This is a genomic window from Pseudomonas sp. QC2, from assembly GCF_002859085.1.
Taxonomy (GTDB): domain Bacteria; phylum Pseudomonadota; class Gammaproteobacteria; order Pseudomonadales; family Pseudomonadaceae; genus Aquipseudomonas; species Aquipseudomonas petroselini.
The window spans coordinates 299,155-317,239 of the sequence record NZ_PKKS01000024.1 but is presented as its reverse complement, the minus strand read 5'-3'; the positions used below and the strand labels follow the sequence as shown (position 1 = coordinate 317,239).

Here is an 18,085-nt window from a genome sequence, read left to right as displayed (position 1 = left end):
GCCTCCTTAGCTCAGGCGCAGGCGGCTGGCGCCCACCAGCCGGTTGTAGATCAGGTACAGCACCACGGTCGCCAGCAGCAGCAAGCCGCCCAACGCCGTCGCCATGCCCCAGTTGATACTGGTGTTGGTGTAGAACGCCACGAAGTAGCTGACCATCTGGTCGTTCGGGCTGCCCAGCAGGGCCGGGGTGATGTAGTAACCAATTGCCAGGATGAACACCAGCAGGCAACCGGCGCCCACTCCGGCGTAGGTCTGCGGGAAATACACGCGCCAGAAGCTGGCGAACGGGTGACAACCCAGGGAAATCGCGGCGCGCATGTAGGTCGGCGAGATGCCTTTCATCACGCTGTAGATCGGCAGAATCATGAACGGCAGCAGGATGTGCACCATGGAGATGTAGACACCGGTACGGTTGAACACCAGTTCCACCGGTTTGTCGATCAGTCCCAAGCTCATCATTGCGCTGTTGATCAGGCCGCCGGACTGCAGCAACACAATCCACGCGGCTACCCGCACCAGGATCGAGGTCCAGAACGGCAGCAACACTAGAATCATCAACAGATTGCTTTTGCGCGCCGGCAGGTTGGCCAGCAGGTACGCCAGGGGATAGGCCAGCAGCAGGCAGATAGCCGTGATCACCAGGCCCATCCAGAAAGTGCGGGCAAAAATGTCCAGGTAGATCGCCTGGTCTGGCGTGGCCGGCGCTACTTCGCCGAGGTCGTCGATGCGGTGATCGACAGCCGCCAGCAGGTAGAACGGTGTCAGGCTGCTGGTATTGCGCCGGATCGCCTGCCAGTACGCCGGGTCGCCCCAGCGTTCGTCGAGGTTTTCCAACGCTTCCTTATAAGAGGCAGGCGCTTCACTGAACGGCAGCGCCCGCGCGGTTTTGGTCAGCAGGCTGCGGTAGCCGGCCAGTTCCATGTTCAGGCGCTTGGACAGATCGCCCAGGGTCTGGTTTTTGCGCGCTTCGCCCAGGTCTTCACTGAGGGCCTGGTACACCGGCTCGCCCGGCAAGCCACGACCGTCCCAGGCCGTCACCGCCACCACGGTGCGCGGCAGACCGCCCACCACTTCCGGGTTGCCCACGCTTTTGTAGAGCAGCGCAACGATCGGCACCAGGAACACCAGCAGCAAAAACAGCACCAGCGGCGCAATCAAGGCCTGGGCCTTCCAGCGATTAAGCCGCTCGGCGCGCGCCAGGCGCTGCTTGAGGGTGGGGCTGTTGACCTCGTTCGAGGGAACGGCGATAGCCATGGCTGACTCCGGATCTTGAAAATGACGACACATCTATGGCTGGGCTCTAACCCGTAGTGAGCGGGCTTGCCCCGCGCTGGGTGGCGAAGCCGCCCTGAAACCAGGCACCTGGATTCTGTCTGGAAGAATGCGGCGCCTGGCTTGGGGCGGCTTCGCCACCCAGCGCGGGGCAAGCCCGCTCACTACAAAGTCCGATCCAGAAGGGTTACTTGGCAGCCCAGGAATTGAAGCGCTGCTCCAGCTGCTCACCGTTGTCCGCCCAGAAGCTCACATCGATCTGCACTTGGTTGGCGATGTTTTCCGGGGTGGTCGGCATGTCCTTGAGGATGTCCTTGGCCAGCAACGGGACGGCTTGGGTATTGGCTGGGCCGTAGGCGATGTTTTCCGAGTAGGTCTTCTGCTGCTGCGGCTGCACCGAGAAAGCGATGAATTTCTTCGCCGCTTCCGCACGATCCTTGGCCAGGCCTTTAGGAATGGCCCACGCGTCGAAGTCGTAGATACCGCCGTTCCATACCACTTTCAGGTTGCTTTCTTTCTGCACGGCGGCAATGCGGCCGTTGTAGGCCGAGCTCATCACCACGTCACCCGAGGCCAGGTACTGCGGCGGTTGTGCGCCGGCTTCCCACCACTGGATCGACGGCTTGAGTTCATCGAGTTTCTTGAATGCGCGGTCCTGGCCATCTTTGCCGGCCAGCACTTTGTATACGTCCTTCGGCGCTACGCCGTCGGCCATCAAGGCGAATTCCAGGGTGTACTTGGCGCCTTTGCGCAAACCGCGCTTGCCCGGGAATTTCTTGGTGTCCCAGAAATCCGCCCAGCTGGTCGGCGCGGACGCCAACTTATCGGCGTTGTAGGCCAGCACCGTCGACCATACGAAGAAGCCCACGCCGCACGGCTGGATCGCCCCCTTCACGTAATCGGCAGCGTTGCCGAACAGTTTCGGGTCCAGCGGCTCGAACATGTCTTCGTCGCAGCCACGGGACAGTTCCGGCGACTCCACCTCCACCAGGTCCCAAGACACGCTCTTGGTGTCGACCATGGCTTTCACCTTGGCCATTTCGCCGTTGTACTCGCCGGCGACGATCTTGCCGTTGCCCGCGCTTTCCCACGGTGCGTAGAAGGCTTTGACCTGAGCCGCCTTGTTCGCGCCACCAAAGGACACGACGGTCAGGTCCGGGCCGGCCATGGCCTGTGTCGCGCCCATCAAACTCAATGCCAGGACGGAATACTTCAAGGAACTCAACATTGTTGTTCTCTCCACGTGCAGGGTTGGTGAAGCCATGGGGCGATCAATTCGCCTCTAGAAGTGGGTCGAGTGCGCGAACGTGCTCGACTTGCCAGCCAATCGGTACCACGTCGCCGACCGCCAGGGCTGGGTCCAGCTCGGCAATCGGTTGTTTCACAAAAAAATCGGCCTTGCCGCAGACTTCCAGGCGCACGCGCACGTGGTCGCCCAGGTAGATGAATTCCGCCACCCGCCCGGAGAAGCGGTTGACGCAGCTTTCGCTGGAGCCATTGAGGCTCACACGTTCCGGACGCACCGAAAGCGTTACCGGGCCACCGACCTGGCCGACGTTCACGGCCAGCGCCTCGACTTTCTCGCCGCGCGCCAGCTCGACGACACAGCGGTCGCCGGTGTGGCTGTGCAGGCGGCCATTGAGACGGTTGTTTTCACCGATGAAGTTGGCGACGAAGGTGTTCTTGGGTTCTTCGTACAACGTGCGCGGTGCGGCGATCTGTTGGATCTCGCCCTGGTGGAACACTGCCACCCGGTCGGACATGGTCAACGCTTCGCCCTGGTCGTGGGTCACGTACACCACGGTCACGCCGAGGCGCTGATGCAGGTGCTTGATCTCCATCTGCATGTGTTCGCGCAGTTGCTTGTCGAGGGCGCCGAGGGGTTCGTCCATCAGCACCAGTTGCGGTTCGAACACCAACGCTCGGGCCAGCGCCACACGCTGTTGCTGGCCGCCGGACAGTTGCGCCGGGTAGCGTTGGGCGAACGCGTCGAGCTGGACCATGCTCAGCACGCGTTTGACCCGCTCGCTGATATCGGTCTTGCTCAGGCCACGCACAGAGAGGGGAAACCCCAGGTTTTCGGCCACGGTCATGTGCGGGAACAGCGCGTAGTTCTGGAACACCATGCCGATGTCGCGCTTGTGCGGCGGTACGTTGTTGATGGAGCGCCCGGCCAGCTGGATTTCACCGGCGGTCGGCGTTTCAAAGCCGGCGAGCATCATCAGGCTGGTGGTCTTGCCCGAACCGGAAGGCCCGAGCAGGGTAAGGAACTCGCCCTTGCGAATCTCCAGGTTGAGGTCTTTGACGATCAGGTTCTCGCCGTCGTAGCTCTTCTGCACGCCACGAAAGCTGACCAGCACATCATTTGTATCCACCTCGCTCATACCCGCACCTTTGTATTTTGGACTGCTGTGGAACAAGCGTAGTCCAGGCACGAGCCCCCGGAAATCGGGGGCCAGGAGAGAATTGCATCAGCCGGATGGAAGGTTCGGGGTAGGGATCGCCCTACACGCATGGCGGGGATAGAACAGTGCCGCAGCGCACTGCGCCAGCCATCAGCTCAGCGCCGCTCAAAGGGCGTCGTAAACAGGCATGTGGTTAAAGCAGCTTGTGCTCCATCGCGTACTTCACCAGTTCAGCCAGGGAGGTGATATTGAGCTTTTGCATCAACCGCGCCTTGTGCGTGCTGATGGTCTTGCTGCTCAGCGCCAGTTGCTGGGCGATATCGTTGACGTTGGCGCCCTGGGCCAGACGCTCGAACACCGAGAACTCGCGCTCCGAGAGCAATGAATGCAGCGGCCGGGTATCGGTAAGGCCGACTTCGAAGACCATGCGGTCGGCCAGGTCCGGGTCGATGTAACGCCCGCCGGCCGCGACCTTGCGGATCGCCGTGAGCAACAGCGCCGGGTCGCTGTCCTTGGTCGCATAACCCGCCGCCCCCACTTTCAAGGCTCGGGCGGCCATTTGCGCTTCATCGTGCATCGACAGCACCAGGATCGCCGGCGGATTGTTCAACGCACGAATGCGCGCAATCGCTTCCAGGCCATTGACGCCGGGCATCGAGATGTCCAGCAACACCACCTCGCACGGCACATGGCGCAAGGTCTCGAGCAGTTGCTCGCCATTGCTCGCTTCCCCAACCACCAGCAGGTCTTTGGCCAGGCCGATCAATTGCTTGATACCTTCACGAACAATGGTGTGGTCTTCGGCTACCAGTACGCGGATCACAAGGACTTCCTCTTGGTGTTATGCATCCAACGGCACCGTCACACTCAGGGTGGTGCCCTCCCCCCGTTCGCTGTCCAGGCGCAGTTGCCCGCCCATGATCAGCACCCGCTCACGCATGCCCACCAGGCCGAATGATACCGGTCGGCCCTGGGCCTGGATGAAACCGACGCCATCGTCGCTGATGGTCAGCCGTAAATCCGTCCCTTCCACCGCCAGGGTCAGCTCGACAGTATGCGCCTGGGCGTGGCGCATCACATTGGTCAGCGCTTCCTGCAGGATGCGAAACAGGCCGATCGCCTTGGCATCGCTCAGCGCCGGCAGGTTATCCGGCACCTGCACCAGGCAAGGAATGTGTGTGCGCGCTTCAAAGCGTCGCGCCTGCCATTCGATGGCCGAGGCAATGCCGGCATCCAGAATCGGCGGGCGCAGTGCCGTCGCCACATCCCGCACCAGCTGGAACAGCTGGGCGATCAGGCGTTTCATGCTGTTCAAACGCTCGTGCAAACCGGGGTCGAGTTGCGCATAGGCCAGCTCGCACATGGAAGTTTCGAGCTTGAGCACGGTGAGCATTTGCCCGAGTTCGTCGTGCACCTCACGGGCAATACGGGCTTTTTCTTCTTCGCGCACGGTTTCCAGGTGGGCGGACAGCTCGCGCAGTTGCGCTTCACTTTGCAGCAAGGCGGCCAGCGTTCGGCGCAACTCGGTGACGTCGTTGAGGTAGACCACCAGGTATTCGGCCTCGGCAAAGCGCAGAAAGCTCAAGGACACGTTGGTCGGCAGGATGCTGCCATCTGCACGCCGGCAATCGGTGGCAAAGTTCTGTGGGCCCTCTTCGCTGGCCCGCGCGCGCTTCCACAGGTTGAGCCAGCGGTCCATATCCAAGGTGGGGTCGAGGTCAATAAGCGGCCGCTCGATCAACGCACCGGGGCCGTAGCCAAGCATGTTTTCGGCCGCACGGTTGGCGTAGCGCACATGGCTGTCCCAGTTGACCCAAAGGATACCGACCGTGCTTTGATCGATGGAGAATTGCGTCAGCCGTAGTGCTTCGGCGCCGGCTGCACGGGCCTCGCTCTCTTCGCGGGCAGCCAGTAAGCCGTGCTCCAACACGCGCTGCTGGCGACGCTGCCAGAACACCACCGCCAGGCTGGCAAGCAGGAGCAGGCCCAGCAACAGGCTGACGTTTTGCCACAGGCCCGGTGATTCCGTCAGCCGTGGGTACTTGGGCTGCAGCCAGCGGCTGTGCAGTTGGTCCAGGTCGCGGGCGGGGATGGCGCGCAAGGCGCTTTCCATGATGCCGGCCAGCTCCGGCCATTCCCGACGTGTAGCCACCCGCAGCAATTGCGGCAGGCCGATATCGCCCACGACCGCCAGCCCGGCGAACTCCGCCTCGCCGGACAAACGGCTAAGTTGCGCCTCATCCACCACGGCGTAGCGCGCTTGCTGGCTGACCAGCAATTGCAGGGCCTGGCGCTCCATGGGCACGCCTTGCAGGTTCAGGCTCGGATAGGTACTGCGCAGGTAATCGGCCACGGAGCTGGGCATGCGCACGGCGACGCGGGATTGGTCATCGAGTTTTTCCAACTCCACCGCGCCGCCGCCCTCCCGGATGCCGACGATGTGCTGCGGCACACGCATGTAGGGATCGGAGAACAACCACAGGCGCAAACCGGCCGGGGTTTGCTGCAGGCCAGGGGCGATGTCCACTTCGCCCTCGCGTACGGCCGCTTCCAGTTGCTCCTGGCTGGGGAAGTTGCGCCAGGTCAGCTCGATGCCCAGCGCCTTGGCCAGCCACTGCATCAAGTCGACATTTGCCCCGGACAACCGCTGCAAACGCCGATCGTATTGCGCGTATGGCGCCTGCAACACCAGGCCCACCCGCAGCTCCGGGTGCTGGGCCAGCCATTCGCGTTGTTGCACAGTGAGCTGCGCCTGGGGTGCGGCGGGCGCAGGGGCGGCATTTGCCATCAAGGCAAGGCACAAACAGCCGATAACCAGCAGACAGCGAAAACCCATGATCCACGTCTCACATCACTGACAAATACTGACCAACCCATTAGGCTGCTGGAATCACTTCTGGCCGGGAATTAACGATGCCCTTTCTCCACCGTTCGGCACTGCCAGCATTGTGCCTGTCGCTGCTTATTACCAGTGCCTTTTCTGTACAGGCCGCTGACGCGCCTGAGCCTGCCGTCGAAAAACCCGTCGAACGCCAGCCCTTGCCCGAGCGCAGCAAGGAAGAGGCCAGCGCCCTGGAACGTAAAATCCCGCAACAGGAACAGCAACAATTGCAGGCCGGCAGCGATACCTTTCTCGCGCTGTGGAAACCGGCCAACAGCGCCGAGCCCGAAGGCGTGGTGATTATCGTACCCGGCGCCGGCGAAAATGCTGACTGGCCGCAAGCAATCAGCCCGTTGCGGCATAAATTGCCGGATGCCAATTGGGGCAGTCTCAGCCTGTCATTGCCGGACGTGAGCGTAGATACCCTGCCGCCGCGCGTCATGGAAGCGCCCAAGGCCACCGTCGACACCAGCAGTAAAGAAGCGAGCACCGCCGACAAACCCATCGAGCAGGCCGCCAGCGCCGAAGCCGAAGGCACCGACCCTGCGGTGGTGCCTGGCGCAGACGAGCAAGACAAGACTGACGCCTCGCGCATCTTCGATCGCATCGATGCCGCCGTGGCCTTCGCCCAGACCCAGAGCGCACGCAGCGTCGTGCTGCTCGGCCACGGCACCGGCGCGTGGTGGGCCGCACGTTATGTGAGCGAGAAGCAACCGTCCCAGGTGCAGAGGCTCGTCATGGTCGCGGCGCAGACGCCCACCGGGCGCCATCCGGATGTGCAGCAACTGGCGCCCGGCCTGAAACTGCCGACCGCCGATGTCTTCTATCAAGACGACGCCCAATCACGCAAAAACGCCCTGGCACGTGCCCAGGCGGCCAAGCGCTTGAAGAATGAGGGTTATAAACAGGTGTCGCTGAAGACCCTGCCCGGCAACAGTGCTGCAGAGCAGGAACAGTTGTATCGCAGGGTTCGTGGCTGGTTGAGCCCGCAGGCGACTTCAGACTGATCACCGGCTTCAACACCACCCTGGATCCAATGTGAGAGGGGGCTTGCTCCCACATGTGGATTGGATTGCCACTTCCCGATCGTTAACGGAAATCCCGGCGCTCGCGGATCAACGTGTAGGCATTGTGCAATTCCCGAGTGCGCTCCGTGGCCTCACGCACTTGCGCAGGACTCGCGCCGGTACCGGCAATCTTGTCCGGATGATGGCGGCTGAGCAGTCGGCGATAGGCACGCTTGATCGCCGACGGTTCGGTGGTCGCCGTCACACCCAGCAAGCGCAACGCATCCTGATAGGTGCCGCCCCGACTCACCAACGGTTTGCGCTCCGGCGTGTAGTCACCCGCCAATGCCTGGAGTTGTTGCGGCGTCCAGCCCAGCCACTTGCCCCATTGATCAATCAGGTCACGCTCGGCGTCACCGGCCTTGCCGTCCGCCCAGGCCATGCGCCAGCACGCACGCAATACCCCTTCTGCCGCATGGGGTTGAGCCTTGAGCACACGCAGATAGCTGCGCACCCGGTCGGCGCCGGACTTGCCGCGATTAAACGCCGCAATCGCACGGCGTTGCGCTGAGTCGCTCATGTCCAGCCCACGCATTTCCTGGCGCGCCTGCTGGATATGTCCATCCACCACTCGCCCATTGCTCTTGGCCAGACGCCCCAGCAACACAAACAACAACTCGTCATTGCGCAACACCGGGCGCCCGCCCAGGCGCTCGCGCAACTGCGCCCAGCTGTGCAGTTGCAGACGGCGGTCCAGCGCCTGCCCCAACAGCGCACCCAACAAAGCCCCCGGAATACTGGCAATCGCAAAGCCAGCCCCGGCGCCGATCAGCGTCCCTGGCCACAGCATGTTACTGCCCCGCTGCCAGCAGGGTTTCGACTTGCGCCAGGCGCTCCAGCGTGCCGACATCAATCCAGCGTCCTGCCATGTGTTCCCCCGTTACCAGACCTTTGGCCATGGCTGCCCGCAAAAGCGGCGCCAGCTTGAAGGCACCCGCGCTGCAACCCGCGAACAGCTTGGGGTCGAGTACGGAAATGCCACTGAAGGTCAGGTTATCGGCACCGGGCGCGGCATCATGAAGCAAACCCTGATCAAGGTAGAAATCACCGCCCGAGGGGTGATGCGCCGGGTTATCGACCATCACCAGGTGAGCCAAGCCCTTGAGCGGTTGCTTGAGCCGGGCGAAGTTGTAATCGGTCCAGATATCGCCATTGACCACCAGGAACGGCTCATCCCCCAGTAACGGCAGTGCCTGGAAAATCCCGCCGCCGGTTTCCAGCGGCTCACCCTCAGGCGAATAACGGATGCGCAAGCCAAACTGCGCGCCGTCCCCCAGATAGCTTTCGATCTGCTGGCCGAGCCAGGCATGGTTGATCACGATCTCGGTGAAGCCGGCCTTAGCCAGCGCCTCCAGGTGATACTCGATCAGGCGCTTGCCGCCGGCCTGCACCAGCGGCTTGGGCGTGTGCAAGGTCAGCGGACGCATCCGCTCGCCTTTGCCGGCGGCCAGGATCATGGCCTTCATACGCTCGCCTCGGCGGGTTGACGCAGGCTGGCCAGCAATTCACCCAGTTCGCTCAGTTCCGGACGGTCCGCCAGTACCGCTTCTATATAAGCAAAGAAGCGCGGTACATCGGCCAGGTAGCGTGGCTTGCCGTCGCGATGACAGATGCGCGCAAAAATGCCGATGACCTTGAGGTGACGCTGCACGCCCATCAAGTCGCTGGCACGCAGGAATTCTTCGACATCCGCCTGCACCGGAATGCCCAATTGCCCGGCACGCTGCCAATAACCGCGCTGCCAATCCCGCACGCGGGCCTTGGGCCAGCTGAGGAAGGCATCTTTGAACAGGCAAGTGATGTCATAGGTGACAGGCCCGTAGACCGCATCCTGGAAGTCCAGCACGCCAGGGTTCGGTTCGCTGATCATCAGGTTGCGCGGCATGTAGTCGCGGTGTACCAGCACCTTTGGCTGGGCCAGGGCGCTGTCGATCAGGTGATCGCTGACACGCTGCCAAAGCGCTTGCTGCTGCGTATCGAGTTCGATACCCAGATGCCGGCGCACGTACCACTCGGGAAACAATTCGAGCTCGCGGCGCAGCAAGGCTACGTCATAGCTGGGCAGTGGCGCGTCCATCGGTAATTGCTGAAAAGCCAGCAAGGCGTCGATGGCATCGGCAAACAATTGATCGGCATTCTGCTCGTCAATCACGTCCAAATAGGTTTTTGTGCCCAGGTCATTGAGCAAAAGAAAGCCTCGCGGCAAATCTTCTGCATAAATTTTTGGCACATTTATTCCCGACTTCGCTAACAAATGCGCGATATCGACGAAAGGTTTGCAGTTTTCCTGGGGGGGTGGGGCGTCCATCACCACGAATGTCCGGCCACCGCCTTCCCAACGGAAATAGCGCCTGAAACTCGCGTCGCTGCTGGCCGCGGTCAATGTGGCCGGGGGTACGGCACCCCAGCCTTGAGCGTTGAAAAGGATCGGCAACTGCTCATCCAGCCAGACTTCCAGCTGTTGTAAACGTAGATCGTGCTCGGGCATTACAAGGGTCTCCGACGGCGCTAGCCGTCAAGCGGGGCATGCTTTATTATCACGCATCTTTTTCAGACCATCGAGAGGCGTGCGGCCCAAACCGCGGGCAGATGGCACGCAGGAAGCCCGGACTAATAAGATGGCATTGAAATCCCCCGCGTTTCGTAGAAAATTTCCGTTGCTGGTAACCGGCAGTCTGCTGGCCCTGCAACCCTTCGCCACCTCATTCGTGGTCGCCGCGGAACAGTATGACTGCTCAGTCTCTGCTTCGGGTGCCTGGGATTGCGCGCCGAAAACCGCCGCAGCCCCGTTGCCACCACGCCCGGTGCATGATGGCGCAGCCATCAGCTCTGCCAACAGCACGGCGCAAGCCGATGCCGGCGGCAAAGCCGAGGCCGTGCCGCAGACCGCACTGGTCACCGAATCCAAGGGCCGTGGCCTGCGCTCGCGCAGCGCCGACTACAGCCACCTGGACTGGGTACCGCGCGACAAGCTGACCGCAGCGCAACTGGCCGAAACCGGCCCTTACTGCGGCGGTGCGTACATCGAGCCGACTCGTCCTGGCATGAACGACAAGACGAACAAGAGCGATGCGCCCACCTTCATCGGCGCCAAGGCCTCGCGTTACGAGCAGGAACAACAGGTCGCGACCCTGGCCGGTGACGTCGTCATGCGCCAAGGCAGCATGCAGCTGGAATCGGAAGAAGCCAGCCTGTACCAGGCCGAGAACCGTGGCGAGCTGAACGGCAAAGTCCGTCTGCGCGACAACGGCGCACTGATCGTGGGCGACCACGCCGAAGTGCAACTCGATACCGGCGCGGCCCAGATCGACAACGCCGAATACGTGCTGCACAAGTCGCGTATCCGCGGTAACGCGCTGTACGCCAAGCGTGCCGAGAACGCGATCATCCGTCTCAAGGACGGTACGTACACAACGTGCGAGCCAGACAGCAACGCCTGGCAGCTCAAGGGCAACAACATCACGTTGAACCCGGCCACCGGTTTCGGTACGGCCACCAACGCGACGTTGCGGATCAAGAACATCCCGATCCTCTATACCCCTTACATCTACTTCCCGATCGACGACCGTCGTCAATCCGGCTTCCTGCCGCCAAGCTTCAGCACCGGCAGCGAAACCGGCTTCACCCTGGTTACGCCGTACTACTTCAACCTGGCGCCAAACTACGACGCCACGTTGTACCCGCAATACATGACCAAGCGCGGTTTGTTGATGGAAGGCGAATTCCGCTACCTCACCAAGTCCAGCGAAGGCCAGTTCGGCGGCGCGTACCTGAACGACGACAACGACGAGCGCAGCAAGCAGACCGATTACGAAAAAACCCGCTACATGCTCAACTGGCAACACAAGGGTGGGCTGGATTCGCGTGTACTGACCCAGGTCGACTACACCCGGATCAGCGATCCTTACTACTTCCAGGATCTGAAGTCGTTCCAGGAAGGCGTTGAAAGCCGGGATGCCCTTAATCAACAGGGTTCCGTGACCTACCGGGGCGACTCTTACCAGGCGCGCCTGAACGTCCAGGCTTACCAGTTGGCGACGATCTCCCAGATCACACCGTATGACCGGTTGCCGCAAATCACCTTCAATGGTGCGCTCCCGTATCATCCGGGCGGGCTGGACTTTACCTACGAGACTGAAGCTGTTCGCTTTGAACGCAGCCTGGAGAACGGTACCTTTACCGATCAGGACGGCCTCGTGTCGCCTCGCCTGGACACCTACGTCAGAGGCCTGACCCGTGCAAACGGTACTCGACTCAACGTAGCCCCAGCTGTTGAATATCCGATGAACTGGACCTATGGCTTTGTGACGCCAAAGCTCAAGTACGTCTACACCAAGTACGACCTGGACCTGGACAGCACCGGCAAGAACCAGATTATTGCTGACCAAGCTGCAGCAACCGCCGCCAACCCTTACGCGGGTGGCACGTTCAAGAGCTCCCAGGACCGTGCGGTTCCGGTGGCGAGTGTCGACAGCGGCCTGTACTTTGATCGCAACACCAACTGGTTCGGCAAAGATTATCGCCAGACCCTTGAGCCGCGTGCGTTCTACCTCTACGTACCGAACAAGGACCAGGCTGATATCCCGGTCTTCGACACCAGCGAATACTCGTTCAGCTACGCCTCGCTGTTCCGCGACAACCGCTTCAGCGGCGCTGACCGGATCGGTGACGAGAACAAGCTGTCCCTGGGCTTGACCAGCCGCTGGATCGAAGACAACGGCTTCGAGCGTCAGCGCGTCTCCGTGGGCCAGGCGCTGTACTTCAAGGATCGTGAAGTCCAACTGCCGGGCATCCTGGCTTCCGACCGTGCCGATGCAAACTCGGATGTATCACCAGTCGCCCTGGACTACGAGTTCCGCTTCAACCGCGACTGGCGCGCCACCGCTGATTACAACTGGGACACCGAGGAACACAGTCCTCGTTCCGGCAGCGCGATGCTTCACTACCAGCCGGAAGACAACCCGAACAAGATCATCAACGTCGGTTACCGTTATCGTAACGACCAGGTGGTCTACAACCAGCTGACCGGCAAATGGCAGTTCGGTGGTGACTACGGGCAGCCAGGCGATCCGAACTTCGTGAAGGATTACTACAAAATCCAACAACACGACTTCTCGATGATGTGGCCGATCATTCCTCAGTGGAACCTGATCACCCGCTGGCAGTATGACTACGCCCGCAACCGCACCCTGGAAGCCTTCGGTGGTTTCGAGTACGACAACTGCTGCTGGAAACTGCGCGTCATCAACCGTTACTGGGTTTCCAACGACGAATACAGCCAGATCGCCCCGCTTAACGAAAAGGGTGACCACGGGCTCTTCTTCCAGATCGTCCTCAAAGGACTCGGCGGCCTGACCGGCGCCAAGGTAGAGAGCTTCCTCGACAAAGGCATTGAAGGTTATCGTGAACGTGAAGACCAAGCTTTCTGATTGTCTGCGCCCGCTAGTGCTGGGCGCACTGCTCCTGGGGACCGCATCGGCTCACGCTGCGGTTCAACAACTGGACAAGGTCGTGGCCATCGTCGATAACGACGTGATCATGCAGAGCCAACTGGACCAACGCGTCAAGGAAGTCCAGCAAACCATCGCCAAGCGTGGCGGTGGCGTGCCACCTACCAGCGTCCTGGACCAACAGGTACTGGAACGCCTGATCGTCGAAAACCTGCAACTGCAGATCGGTGATCGTTCCGGCATCCGTATTTCGGACGAAGAACTGAACCAGGCCGTGGGCACTATCGCCCAGCGCAACAACATGAGCATTGACCAGTTCCGTGCAGCCCTGGCCCACGACGGTTTGTCCTATGAGGACGCCCGTGACCAGATTCGCCGTGAAATGATCATCAGCCGTGTGCGTCAGCGCCGTGTCGCCGAGCGGGTTCAGGTGTCCGAGCAGGAAGTGAAGAACTTCCTGGCGTCCGACTTGGGCAAGATGCAGCTTTCCGAAGAACTGCACTTGGCCAATATCCTGATCCCAACCCCGGACAGCGCCAACTCCGAGCAGCTCAATGCAGCCGCCGCCAAGACCCAGGCTATCTATGATCGCCTCAAGGCTGGTGCTGATTTTGCCCAGATGGCCATTGCCCAGTCCGGCAGCGACAACGCCCTCGAAGGCGGTGACATGGGCTGGCGTAAAGCCGCTCAACTGCCACCTCCGTTCGACCGTGAACTGAGCGCCATGGAAGTGGGTGGTATCACCCAGCCTGCGCGTACGCCGGGTGGCTTCATCATCCTCAAACTCCTGGAAAAACGCGGCGGTGAAACCTCGCTCAAGGATGAGGTGCATGTTCGCCACATCCTGGTCAAACCGAGTGAAATCCGCACCGAAGCCCAAACCAAGGAATTGGCCCAGAAGATCTATGACCGCATCGAAAGCGGTGAAGACTTCGCCACCTTGGCCAAAAGCTTCTCGGAAGACCCAGGTTCCGCCCTCAACGGCGGCGATTTGAACTGGATCGACCCGAAGGCCCTGGTGCCTGAGTTCCAGCAGGTGATGGCCGATACTCCGCAAGGCGTACTGTCCAAGCCGTTCAAGACCCAATATGGCTGGCATGTGCTGGAAGTCCTTGGCCGTCGCGCCACCGACAACACCAACCAAGCCCGCGAGCAACAAGCGTTGAACGTACTGCGTAACCGCAAGTACGACGAAGAGCTGCAAACCTGGCTGCGTCAGATCCGTGACGAAGCCTACGTGGAAAACAAGCTGCCAGGCGCCCCGCAAACAGGCACCGACCAGGCCGCTCAGTGAAACCCCAGCGTTTCGCGGTGACACCCGGCGAGCCGGCCGGCATTGGTCCTGACCTGTGCCTGCTGCTCGCCTCGCAACCTCAGCCACACCCCCTGATTGCTATTACCAGCCGCGACCTGCTCCTTGAGCGGGCCGCGCAGCTGGGTGTGGCTGTCACTTTGCTGGACGTGGCGCCAGGCAACTGGCCCGACTTGCCCGCCCCCGCCGGTAGCTTGTATGTGTGGGACACCCCGCTACAGGCCAAGGTGGTTGCCGGGCAACTGGACAAGGCCAACGCGGCGTTCGTGCTGGAAACCCTGACGCGCGCAGGGCAAGGCTGCATCGATGGCGATTTCGCCGGCATGATCACGGCCCCGGTGCACAAGGGCGTGATCAACGAATCCGGCATCGCCTTTTCCGGCCACACCGAGTTCCTCGCCGAACTGACCCACACCGCTCAAGTCGTGATGATGCTGGCCACACGCGGCCTGCGGGTCGCCCTGGTGACCACGCACCTGCCGCTGCGTGAGATTGCCGATGCCATCACCGTCGAGCGACTGGAGCGCGTGACACGCATCCTGCACGCCGACCTGCAACAGAAATTCGGCATCGCCCAACCGCGCATCCTGGTCTGTGGGCTTAACCCCCACGCCGGTGAAGGCGGCCACCTGGGCCATGAAGAAATCGACATCATCGAACCCACCCTGGAGCGTCTGCGCCAAGAAGGCATGGACCTGCGCGGCCCACTGCCAGCGGACACTCTGTTTACCCCCAAATATCTGGAGCACTGCGACGCAGTGCTGGCGATGTACCACGACCAGGGGCTGCCGGTGCTTAAATACAAAGGCTTCGGCGCCGCCGTCAACGTGACACTGGGCCTGCCGATCATCCGTACCTCCGTCGACCATGGCACTGCCCTGGACCTGGCGGGCAGCGGCAAGATCGATACCGGCAGCCTGCACGTGGCCCTGGAAACCGCCTATCAGATGGCCGAGACCCGTATATGACTGAGCATTACCAACACCGGGCGCGTAAGCGCTTCGGGCAAAACTTCCTGCACGACGCCGGCGTGATCGACCGCATCCTGCGCTCGATCCATGCCAAGCCCGAAGACCGTCTGCTGGAAATCGGCCCGGGCCAGGGCGCATTGACCCAGGGCCTGCTGGCCAGCGGCGGCCAACTGGACGTGGTGGAACTGGACAAGGACCTGATCCCGATCCTCAACCAGCAGTTCGCCGGCATGCCCAACTTCAACCTGCATCAGGGGGATGCACTGAAGTTCGACTTCAATACCCTCAATGCAGCGCCCAACAGCCTGCGGGTGGTAGGTAACCTGCCGTACAACATCTCCACGCCGCTGATTTTCCACCTGCTGAACAACGCCGGGATCATCCGCGACATGCACTTCATGCTGCAAAAGGAAGTGGTGGAACGCCTGGCTGCCGGGCCGGGGGGTGGTGATTGGGGTCGGCTGTCGATCATGGTCCAGTACCACTGCCGCGTCGAACACCTGTTCAACGTCGGCCCCGGTGCGTTCAACCCGCCGCCGAAGGTCGACTCGGCCATCGTGCGCCTGGTGCCACACGCCGTGCTGCCGCATCCGGCCAAGGATCACAAATTGCTTGAGCGCGTGGTGCGTGAAGCCTTCAACCAGCGCCGCAAAACCCTGCGCAACACGCTCAAGGCGCTGTTGAGCCAGGCCGAAATCGAAGCCGCCGGCGTCGATGGCAGCCTGCGGCCCGAGCAGTTGGACCTGGCCGCATTCGTGCGCTTGGCCGACCAGCTTGCCATCCAGCCTGCGCCCACTGCGGACTGAAGCCTGTAGTGCCTGGGCCGGACAGCATGTCTGGCCTAGTGCCCGCTTCTTGGCCTAGACTGACCCGCATCTGCTGTCCTCCGCTTTTGCTTTTAAGGCCTCTTGCATGTCCGATCCTCGCTACCAGATCGACGTCAGCGTCGTCACCCGCTTCCTCGCGGACCAATCGCAACCTGAACAGAACCGCTTCGCCTTTGCCTACACCATCACGGTGAAAAACAACGGGCTGGTGCCGGCCAAGTTGCTGTCACGCCACTGGGTCATCACCGACGGTGACGGCCAGGTCGAAGAAGTGCGCGGCGCGGGCGTGGTAGGCCAGCAGCCGCTGATCGACATAGGCGCCAGCCACACCTACAGCAGCGGCACGGTGATGACCTCCAAGGTCGGCACCATGCAGGGTTCGTATCAGATGAAAGCCACTGACGGTAAATTGTTCGACGCCATCATTGCGCCCTTCCGCCTCGCGGTGCCGGGAGCCCTGCACTGATGGCGACCTATGCGGTCGGCGACCTGCAAGGTTGTCTGGAGCCCCTCAAGTGCCTGCTTGATCGCGTAGCCTTCGACCCGGCAAAGGATCGACTGTGGCTGGTGGGTGATGTGGTCAACCGGGGCCCTGAGTCCCTGGAGACCCTGCGCTACTTATATAGCCTGCGTGACTCCCTGGTGTGCGTGCTGGGCAACCACGACCTGCACCTGCTGGCGGCCAGCAACACGATCGAGCGCCTGAAAAAGGGCGACACCCTGCGGGAAATCCTCGAAGCGCCGGATCGCGCCGAGTTGCTCGACTGGCTGCGCCGGCAAAAAATCATGCATTACGACCAAGGCCGCAACATGGCCCTGGTCCATGCTGGCATCCCGCCCCAGTGGACACTGAAGAAAGCCCTCAAGTGTGCCGCTGAAGTCGAAAGTGCACTGGCCGATGACACCCTGTACACCGCCTATCTCGACGGCATGTACGGCAACGATCCCGTCAAGTGGGACAACGACCTGACCGGCGTCGCCCGCCTACGAGTGATCACCAACTATTTCACCCGCATGCGCTTCTGCACCGCTGAAGGCAAACTGGACCTCAAGAGCAAAGAAGGCGCCGACACCGCGCTGCCGGGTTACAAACCGTGGTTTGCTCACAAGGAGCGCAAGACCCGTGACACCAAGATCGTTTTTGGTCATTGGGCAGCGCTTGAAGGCAAGTGCGATGAGCCCGGCGTCTTCGCCCTCGACACCGGTTGCGTGTGGGGCGGCGCCATGACCCTGATGAATATCGACACCGGCGAGCGTTATAGCTGCCAGTGCGAATCTCCCCTTCCCGTTACACTGCCGGCTACGGCCAAGCCATAGGAGCCCGCCATGAGCGAATTCAAACGTATCCCTCCCGAACACGCCCAGGCCCTGCGCGAGCAAGGTGCCGTGGTGGTCGACATCCGTGACCAGCCGACGTATGCGGCCGGCCACATCACCGGTGCCCAGCACTTGGACAACGTCAACATCGCCGACTTCATCCGCGCCGCCGACCTTGACGCACCCGTGATCGTGGCGTGCTACCACGGCAATTCCAGTCAGAGCGCGGCGGCCTACCTGGTCAGCCAGGGTTTCTCCGATGTCTATAGCCTGGACGGTGGCTTTGAGCTTTGGCGTACGACTTATCCTGCGGAAATTTCTTCAGGCAATTCGCAATAATTTTTTTCACACCCCGCTACCCCGCGTGACGCTTGGGCTAGCGCCGTTTCTGACGAACGGCGCAGCCAAACTAATTACGTATCGCGCCTTGACCTCTCCGATTCCGAACTATCCTTAAGCGCAGGCCATCCGAATCAGGGGAGAGCCGGTACACCGGCGTGCGGGTCATCGGTAGCGTTTCAGGGTGTTTGGGGGGAAAACGGCCATTGGTGTTCGCCAATGTCTGCCAGCATCGACTGATTGA

16 protein-coding genes are annotated in these 18,085 nt (G+C 61.6%); 8 read left to right on the top strand and 8 right to left on the bottom strand.

Features of this window, described 5'->3' with window-relative positions:
• Positions 1–6 precede the first annotated feature (6 nt).
• The 5 genes from QCBJ_RS26520 to QCBJ_RS26500 form a co-directional block, all read right to left on the bottom strand.
• Positions 7–1,254 (bottom strand): ABC transporter permease, encoded by a 1,248-nt coding sequence (locus QCBJ_RS26520; RefSeq protein WP_015886163.1) that lies wholly within the window; start codon positions 1,252–1,254, stop codon positions 7–9.
• 205 nt (positions 1,255–1,459) lie between these two features.
• Positions 1,460–2,500: an ABC transporter substrate-binding protein gene (locus tag QCBJ_RS26515; RefSeq protein WP_015886164.1), complete on the bottom strand. Its 1,041-nt coding sequence runs from the start codon at positions 2,498–2,500 to the stop codon at positions 1,460–1,462.
• A gap of 43 nt (positions 2,501–2,543) precedes the next feature.
• A complete protein-coding gene (locus QCBJ_RS26510; protein WP_015886165.1) occupies positions 2,544–3,656 on the bottom strand; it encodes an ABC transporter ATP-binding protein in 1,113 nt (370 codons plus the stop codon).
• Positions 3,657–3,870: 214 nt separating this feature from the next.
• Positions 3,871–4,500 carry a response regulator transcription factor gene (locus QCBJ_RS26505; RefSeq protein WP_015886166.1) on the bottom strand — a complete coding sequence of 210 codons (630 nt, stop codon included), beginning with the start codon at positions 4,498–4,500 and terminating at the stop codon, positions 3,871–3,873.
• 18 nt (positions 4,501–4,518) lie between these two features.
• On the bottom strand, positions 4,519–6,513 hold the full coding sequence (locus QCBJ_RS26500; protein WP_102061912.1) for a histidine kinase: 1,995 nt from the start codon (positions 6,511–6,513) through the stop codon (positions 4,519–4,521).
• Positions 6,514–6,590: 77 nt separating this feature from the next.
• Here QCBJ_RS26500 and QCBJ_RS26495 point away from each other — a divergent pair, with 77 nt between their 5' ends.
• Positions 6,591–7,565 (top strand): alpha/beta hydrolase family protein, encoded by a 975-nt coding sequence (locus QCBJ_RS26495; RefSeq protein ID WP_102061911.1) that lies wholly within the window; start codon positions 6,591–6,593, stop codon positions 7,563–7,565.
• Between the two features lie 82 nt (positions 7,566–7,647).
• Here the strand turns inward: QCBJ_RS26495 and QCBJ_RS26490 are convergent, their stop codons facing one another.
• The 3 genes from QCBJ_RS26490 to QCBJ_RS26480 are packed head-to-tail and all read right to left on the bottom strand — an operon-like array spanning position 7,648 to position 10,113.
• Entirely contained in the window at positions 7,648–8,415 is a 768-nt protein-coding gene (locus QCBJ_RS26490; protein ID WP_064054222.1) for a TerB family tellurite resistance protein, read from the bottom strand.
• Between the two features lies 1 nt (position 8,416).
• Positions 8,417–9,091, bottom strand: coding sequence for an N-acetylmuramate alpha-1-phosphate uridylyltransferase MurU (gene murU / locus QCBJ_RS26485; RefSeq protein WP_015886170.1), 675 nt, complete (start codon positions 9,089–9,091; stop codon positions 8,417–8,419).
• The gene (locus QCBJ_RS26480) at positions 9,088–10,113 is read right to left on the bottom strand and encodes an aminoglycoside phosphotransferase family protein (RefSeq protein WP_015886171.1); all 1,026 of its coding nucleotides are present in this window, start codon (positions 10,111–10,113) and stop codon (positions 9,088–9,090) included. The genes murU and QCBJ_RS26480 overlap by 4 nt, the downstream gene beginning before the upstream one ends.
• Before the next feature lie 130 nt (positions 10,114–10,243).
• Here QCBJ_RS26480 and QCBJ_RS26475 point away from each other — a divergent pair, with 130 nt between their 5' ends.
• The 7 genes from QCBJ_RS26475 to glpE all read left to right on the top strand — a co-directional run bounded on the left by QCBJ_RS26475 (position 10,244) and on the right by glpE (position 17,841).
• Entirely contained in the window at positions 10,244–13,054 is a 2,811-nt protein-coding gene (locus QCBJ_RS26475) for an LPS-assembly protein LptD (protein ID WP_015886172.1), read from the top strand.
• Positions 13,029–14,369 (top strand): peptidylprolyl isomerase, encoded by a 1,341-nt coding sequence (locus QCBJ_RS26470; RefSeq protein ID WP_043205983.1) that lies wholly within the window; start codon positions 13,029–13,031, stop codon positions 14,367–14,369. Before QCBJ_RS26475 ends, QCBJ_RS26470 begins: the two co-directional genes overlap by 26 nt.
• Entirely contained in the window at positions 14,366–15,355 is a 990-nt protein-coding gene (pdxA, locus tag QCBJ_RS26465; RefSeq protein ID WP_046035017.1) for a 4-hydroxythreonine-4-phosphate dehydrogenase PdxA, read from the top strand. Before QCBJ_RS26470 ends, pdxA begins: the two co-directional genes overlap by 4 nt.
• Positions 15,352–16,164 (top strand): 16S rRNA (adenine(1518)-N(6)/adenine(1519)-N(6))-dimethyltransferase RsmA, encoded by an 813-nt coding sequence (gene rsmA / locus QCBJ_RS26460; RefSeq protein ID WP_015886175.1) that lies wholly within the window; start codon positions 15,352–15,354, stop codon positions 16,162–16,164. The genes pdxA and rsmA overlap by 4 nt, the downstream gene beginning before the upstream one ends.
• Positions 16,165–16,270: 106 nt before the next feature.
• Positions 16,271–16,651: a Co2+/Mg2+ efflux protein ApaG gene (gene apaG, locus QCBJ_RS26455; protein ID WP_015886176.1), complete on the top strand. Its 381-nt coding sequence runs from the start codon at positions 16,271–16,273 to the stop codon at positions 16,649–16,651.
• Positions 16,651–17,502, top strand: a complete 852-nt coding sequence (locus QCBJ_RS26450; RefSeq protein WP_015886177.1) for a symmetrical bis(5'-nucleosyl)-tetraphosphatase — start codon at positions 16,651–16,653, stop codon at positions 17,500–17,502. Before apaG ends, QCBJ_RS26450 begins: the two co-directional genes overlap by 1 nt.
• A gap of 9 nt (positions 17,503–17,511) precedes the next feature.
• Complete coding sequence (gene glpE / locus QCBJ_RS26445) at positions 17,512–17,841, top strand: thiosulfate sulfurtransferase GlpE (protein ID WP_046035015.1); 330 nt, start codon at positions 17,512–17,514, stop codon at positions 17,839–17,841.
• The last annotated feature ends 244 nt before the right edge of the window (positions 17,842–18,085 follow it).